The sequence below is a fragment of the Proteiniphilum sp. UBA5384 genome, assembly GCF_002410825.1.
Lineage (GTDB): Bacteria > Bacteroidota > Bacteroidia > Bacteroidales > Dysgonomonadaceae > Proteiniphilum.
The window spans coordinates 1-6621 of sequence record NZ_DHOS01000044.1 but is presented as its reverse complement, the minus strand read 5'-3'; the positions used below and the strand labels follow the sequence as shown (position 1 = coordinate 6621).

The window sequence follows — 6621 nt, the reverse complement described above, 5'->3', positions numbered from 1 at the left end:
GAATTGACATTTGAATTGTCGGAAACAACCAATCTCGCATCCGGAACTGTACAGGAATTCTGGGGATGGTTTATTCCCATTGCAGATCAGAACTGGCCGGAGATAAGCCTGAAGGTTTTAAATGCCTCGGATACTGAACTGGTAGTAAGCGCTAATAGTAAACCGGCACGCACAACTGCTACAGCCATTGGAAAAGCTTTTTATCTCCCCGCAATTTATAATGGCACAGTCTTGAATTTTGTTGAGGCAGGGACTCTTACAGATATTGATGGAAATACCTATAAAACGGTTGTAATCGGTGATCTGGAATGGATGACAGAAAACTTGAGAGTAACCCGTTATCGTAATGGAGATGCGATCACAACAGGATTTTCAGATGCACAGTGGGCAAATCTGACTTACGGAGCATATGCTGTGTATCCTCATACGGGGACGAATATAAGTTCAGAAGAAGAAATGATTGCTAAACATGGATTGTTATATAACGGTTATGCGGTAGTAGCACAGGAAGGATTGGCACCGGAGGGATGGCGTATTGCTACTGATGAGGACTACAAGAACCTGGAGCGTCTTGCCGGTTTACCAGAAACAGATCTTGATGTGGAAGTGGAGGGTAGAGGAACAGCAGCTTCGGTTGCATACAAGTTACGTGGCCCGGAGTGGAGTATTGGAGATCCGGCAGGAACGGATGAATTTGGTTTTAACGCTTTACCTTCCGGATATAGACTCGCTCAAGGTGGTGGATTTGAGGGATTTAATTCCTATAGAGGAAATAGTCTTTGGACAAGTACTATAAGAGGAACCTCTACTACTATGTACAGACGGTCTATTCGGCTTCATCCTATTGGAAGGATTTATAATCCATTAAGTTTTGGAGGTAGCGTGCGTTGTGTTAGGGATAAGAATAATCTATAATCAGTGTATAAATAGAACTTGTAAAAAGTATATTAATTGAACCGTTGTTTTTCTCAGGAACAACGGTCGTAGAGAAATGATATATCATTATTATGAAACAAAATTTTTTTTATTTTCTTCTTGTTGTATTGTTTTGTACAGGAGAAATACAAGCTTGCTCTGGGGATCAGAATAATCTCCTTCTGCCAGATGAAGAGCAAAAGGAGTTGAATATAAGCGCTATGCATGGCGTTTGTCGTCAAAATTTGCAATGGATGAATCATGGGGAAGTTGTTGAAATTGCAAATAATATTGCCAATAGTCATATTCCTGTGGTGAGAATAAATGGAGTAAAAGAAAGAGGGAGTATAGAACAAGTAATCCACAACATCAACTCATTTTCAAATAAAGGAATCAAGGTATTGTTGGTGCAACCTATGTGGATGGATATGTTTCCTGAAGGTTACGAAAAGGTGACGGGACCGAATTATAAACTCTATAGGATGTCTGATATAGATCTTGATCGTTTCCGTAGTTTTATGAATGAATTATTAGAACAACTTGCAATACATACACCGGCTGATGCCTTGATTGGTCTGGAACTATTTAACGAAGCTAATTGGGGAGGCTTTAATGGCGACTTGCAACCAACGTCTGAAGGAAAAGGAGAAGTATTTACATTAGAGACACCATTGAATCATCCTTCTTTTCAGGCGATCTATACCGGTATTTTACAATATGGAAAATGCTTGGAAATAACGAAAGATCTTATGAATGATCATTTTACAGGTAGAGATGTGAAATTGGTGACCACAGGTCTGGTTAGCGGAGGAGAACGAAATAATTATAGATGGTCGATAAATAACGGTTTTACCGTAATTGCTACCAATATGTTTATGACACTGTTGCAGGGAAAACATCCTGAACAGACCGAGAAAACGAATTGGCTCCAATTTGCAGATGGAATAGGAATTCATGCTTATCCTGCTCTTGTTGATAATATGGAAAATGATCTCCGAACCTATTATTTTGATCCGATCAATGCAGTGTTAGATACCCCTATGCCCTATTGGATGACGGAGTGGGGTTTTTCCAGACCGCAATTCCAAAATAATGGAGGTGAAAAGCGGAGACTTCACTATGCGCGCAATTTCATTAAGGCTATAGAAACTATTGGAGGAACCGTAATGACGGCTTTATATGAGTTTGATGCCACAAATGAGTATAATATTTGGGAAAATGGAGCATTGTTGGAAAGTGGAAAAATTTTTCAAGAAATTATTGACTGATATAACGTGGTAGTTGAACAGGGTGTACAATGGTTTGATAATGATTTTATTGGTGCGTTAAGTTGTTTTTTAAACGGTGTTTTGTACATTTGTAAAGATATTCTGAAATGAAGATAATAAACTTTTGTATCTATATTCTGATTCTGGGAACGTCTAATTTTGCCTGTTCCGGCGCGAATGATATTCCCCAGATAAAAAAACAAATAAAGGAATATGTAGTAAATATTGATCAGACGGATATATCACTGAAAGAAGGTAGTAAACAGCTCCTAACCGCCAGTTTTAATGAAGACGCAGCCCAATTGGATTATAGCTGGAATAACAGTAATCCGGAAATTGTCGGACTGGAAAACAATAATACAGATAGGGTTACGATACATGGTTTATCCGTTGGAACAGCAATCGTCACATTGGAGTCAGCCGGGAAGGAAGTATCCGTACAGTGCAAGATAACTGTTACCGAAAGAGGGAGTGTCAAACTTCTTGCCTTGGGAAATAGTTTTACTGTGGATGCTATTGAGCAAAACCTATATGAACTGGCAGAGGCCGAGGGGATAGAACTTATAATAGGGAGCATGACTATCGGGGGGGGCTCATTGGACAGGCATTGGGATAATATTTCTGATGATAAGGCCGAGTATAATTATTTGAAAATAGAGGAAGGAAATAAAACCCGAGTCTCTGACAAGGCTATAAGTTCGGTTATCAAGGAAGAAGACTGGGATTATATCAGTATTCAGCAGGTAAGCGGATATTCCGGGCTCCTTTCATCGTACGGAAATTTGAGCAATATTCTTAATTATCTGAGAGAAAATGCAATCAACCCTGATGTTAAATTCATCCTGCATCAGACTTGGGCGTATGCGGGAAATTCTACTCATGCAGATTTTTCCAAATATGACCGGGATCAGATAAAAATGTACAACTCTATTGTAGAAACCACAAGACTAGTTACAGAAAAGGAAGGTCTGGATATGATTATTCCGTCCGGAACAGCAATTCAGAATGCAAGAACCAGTTATATCGGTGATAATTTTACCCGTGATGGTTTTCATTTGGATATGAGTTATGGTAGGTATACCGCAGCTTGTGTATGGTTTGGGAAATTGTTTGGCATTGATGTGAGAAATAATTCATTTATGCCTGCCGGACTGAGTGAATCTCGTGCTAATGTGGCGCGTACAGCAGCGTATTTTGCCGTACAAAATCCGTATAAAGTTACTGAGTTGGTCGATTTCAAGGAGGATCCTGTTATTAAAGAGTTGATAAAACCTGTCTATGTTGATTTTGGGGAGGCAGGGAAATTATCATCTTTCCCATGGAATAATATGACATCAACTATTGTCGGAAGTTCTATTGAACTTGTAGATGAGGATGGTGCGGAGTTAGGCATAGAATTGATAATAAAACAAAAGTTTGGAGGCAGGAATAGTGGTGGTCCCACTGTGACACAAATTCCAGAGTTCACTCTTCCTGAAACAGCTTCCAATGATTCTTTTTTTGGCAATTTGACGGAGTTTAATGGTCAAACAAGTCCGGAGGGAGAAATAGAAATAAAAGGATTGAATTCGGAAAGGAAGTATGATTTCCTCTTTTTTAGTTCTCGTGCTGCAGCCGATAATCGGGAAACAAAATATACGGTTAGGGGGACTAACGAGAAAATTGTTTATCTCGACGCCAGTAGCAACATAGCAAAAGTTGTAGGGACACAAGGAATACAACCCCGGAGTAATGGAACGGTAAGTATTAACGTGACTTATGGTCCAAATAACAATAATGAATATAAGTTCTTCTATATCAACGCAATGAAGCTATCAGTAACTGAATAGTGCCCACGCTTTTTTGAAGTACAACTAAAACATAATTAGAAAGTGGAATATTCTTTCAATAAATTTATAAATGAATAAGCGAATAATCAAAGTAATTGCATTGTTATTGGTGCTACAGAGTATTATAGTAGGAAATAGTTTTTCTCAAAATCAACGGTTCAAGAATTTGGCAACTACGCCACCTATGGGTTGGAATAGTTGGAACTGGTTCGGCAAACATGATATCAACGAACAACTGGTAAGAGAAGTAATTGATGCCATGGTATCCACCGGCTTACGTGACGCTGGTTATCGTTATATGGTGATAGATGGAGGATGGCGTGATACTAAACTGGGGCCGAATGGAGAGCTTCTTTGTCATCCGGTCAAGTTTCCCAATGGCATTAAACCGTTAGCCGACTATGCACATGAGAGAGGGTTGAAGATAGGACTCCATACGGTGCCCGGGACCCATGATTGTGCAGGCGATCCCGTAGGAGGTTACGGGTATGAAGAGGTGCATATAGCGCAATTTGTGGATTGGGGAATTGACTTCATCAAACTGGATCGTTGTCAATATAATAACGAAGAAGGATGGACGGAAGAACTGATCCATGACCTTTATACTAAATGGAGTGAATTGATACAGGAAACGGGTCGTGATATTATCTTTAACATTAGTGCATACGAATTCCGTGAATGGAATCCGGAAATAAGCCATATGTCCCGGACAACCTATGATATTTCCGCCAAAGTGACCGGAGGCGCCAATTTTATAGATGAGACACCGGTGGATAATTTTTTGTCTGTCATGACGATAGCAGAACAAAATAATGAGGTTGCGGAGTATGCCCGAACAGGCTATTGGAATGATCCTGATATGATGGTAACGGGTGAGCAGGGACTGACACTCGAAGAACAAAAGGCTCATTTTGCCCTATGGTGTATCATGTCTTCCCCTTTGTTTTTAGGCAATGACCCAAGGAACATGACATCGGAAGAGAGAGGAATAATACTAAATGAGACAGCTATAGCTATTAATCAGGCGCCTGGAGGGCAGGGCACTCGCATTCAGCAAAAAGGTGATACCGAAATTTGGGCTAAAAGAATGTGTGACGGTAAAACGGCTGTTTTGCTCCTAAATAGGAAACCGGATGCGAAAGTTTCTATTTCATTTGATCTGAAAGATATTGGAGTTAGCGGCAAAGCCCGTATACATGATATATATGCAGAAAAAGAGTTAGGCATATTTTACGGGAAATTCTCCGGACAGGTATCTCCCCGAAGTGGCTTGTTTATATTAGTGGAATAAAAAAAGTATAAAGAAAATGAATCAATTAAGGAAAGTGTTAATTGGGGTGATATTGTTACTGGCTATCAGCGCTTGTGCACAGAAAAAAGTAGAGAGTGGATATGTATTCATTTCCGGCGAGGAATGGAGAGATACCGATGGAGTCCATATCAACGCTCACGGGGGAGGTATATTACATCACGAGGGTATCTATTATTGGTTCGGTGAACATAAAATAGAAGGTCAAGATGGCAACCGTGCGCAAGTCGGAGTACATTGCTATTCTTCGCAAGATCTCTACAATTGGAAGGATGAGGGTATTGCCCTGAGTGTAATGCCGGAAGGTTCCGATAGCGATATCGAGAAGGGATCCATTATAGAGCGGCCGAAAGTTATTTACAATGAGAAAACAAAGAAATTTGTGATGTGGTTCCATTTGGAATTAAAGGGAGTAAAATACTCCAGCGCATTAAGTGGGATTGCGACGAGTGACAGGGTTACGGGGCCATATACCTATCTAAAGTCTGTGAGACCCAATGCCGGACATTGGCCGTTGAATTATCCCGATAGCCTGAAAATAAAACCGGTAAACGTGGAAGGAGCCGTTTTTACCGGTGGAAGCATATCTAGCCCGACCCACGAGTTGAACCTGATAAAGCGTGATCTCGATAAGGGACAGATGGCAAGAGACATGACCCTGTTCAGAGATGATGATGGCAAAGTCTACCATATATACTCTTCCGAAGAAAACAGCACCCTACACATAGCGTTGCTTGACGAGGAGTATACTAACCACACTGGAGAATATATCCGTATTTTTGCCGACCGTTTCATGGAAGCTCCTGCCATGTTCAAGAAAGACGGGAAGTATTATTTGATTATGTCTGGCTGTACCGGATGGGCGCCCAATGCAGCGCGCTCTGCTGTTGCCGACTCCATTTTCGGGGAATGGAAAGAATTGCCGAATCCTTGCATAGGGGAGGGTGCCGACACTACTTTTGAATCCCAGAGTACTTTCGTCCTACAGGTAGCCGGCACGGATAAGTATATCTACTTGGGGGATCGCTGGCGTCCTGAAAACCCGATTGAAGGTACCTATGTCTGGCTCCCCATTCATTTTACCGACAATGGGTTCACCATTGAATGGAAGGATAGATGGTCTTTAGATGATCCTAATTGATGAAAAGGTAATTTTCTTATTTCAGAAAAAATATCTAAACAATGAATATCAGATCAAAATTGACATTATGCACTGCCGGGGCATTGAATTTCATCGGTTGTACGAAAGAGAAAGAGGTTAAACCCAATATCATTGTCATTCTGGCGGATGACCTTGGAT

5 protein-coding genes are annotated in these 6621 nt (G+C 40.7%); all 5 read left to right on the top strand.

Going from position 1 to position 6621, the window contains the following annotated elements; genetic code table 11:
• Positions 1–915: fibrobacter succinogenes major paralogous domain-containing protein (locus B4G81_RS08755; RefSeq protein WP_294081613.1), on the top strand; the 915-nt coding region annotated here is incomplete at its 5' end.
• A 92-nt stretch (positions 916–1007) separates the two neighbouring features.
• A complete protein-coding gene (locus B4G81_RS08750) occupies positions 1008–2183 on the top strand; it encodes a hypothetical protein (protein ID WP_294081611.1) in 1176 nt (391 codons plus the stop codon).
• Between the two features lie 107 nt (positions 2184–2290).
• Complete coding sequence (locus B4G81_RS08745; protein WP_294081610.1) at positions 2291–4012, top strand: DUF4886 domain-containing protein; 1722 nt, start codon at positions 2291–2293, stop codon at positions 4010–4012.
• A 70-nt stretch (positions 4013–4082) separates the two neighbouring features.
• A complete protein-coding gene (locus B4G81_RS08740) occupies positions 4083–5303 on the top strand; it encodes a glycoside hydrolase family 27 protein (protein WP_294081609.1) in 1221 nt (406 codons plus the stop codon).
• A 16-nt stretch (positions 5304–5319) separates the two neighbouring features.
• The gene (locus B4G81_RS08735; protein WP_294081608.1) at positions 5320–6462 is read left to right on the top strand and encodes a glycoside hydrolase family 43 protein; all 1143 of its coding nucleotides are present in this window, start codon (positions 5320–5322) and stop codon (positions 6460–6462) included.
• Positions 6463–6621: the final 159 nt, after the last annotated feature.

What these genes read in the sequence shown, in the direction of transcription:
- B4G81_RS08750 (WP_294081611.1), top strand. Translation starts at nt 1,008, where the DNA reads ATGAAACAAAATTTTTTTTATTTTCTTCTTGTTGTATTGTTTTGTACA.
- B4G81_RS08745 (WP_294081610.1), top strand. Translation starts at nt 2,291, where the DNA reads ATGAAGATAATAAACTTTTGTATCTATATTCTGATTCTGGGAACGTCT.
- B4G81_RS08740 (WP_294081609.1), top strand. Translation starts at nt 4,083, where the DNA reads ATGAATAAGCGAATAATCAAAGTAATTGCATTGTTATTGGTGCTACAG.
- B4G81_RS08735 (WP_294081608.1), top strand. Translation starts at nt 5,320, where the DNA reads ATGAATCAATTAAGGAAAGTGTTAATTGGGGTGATATTGTTACTGGCT.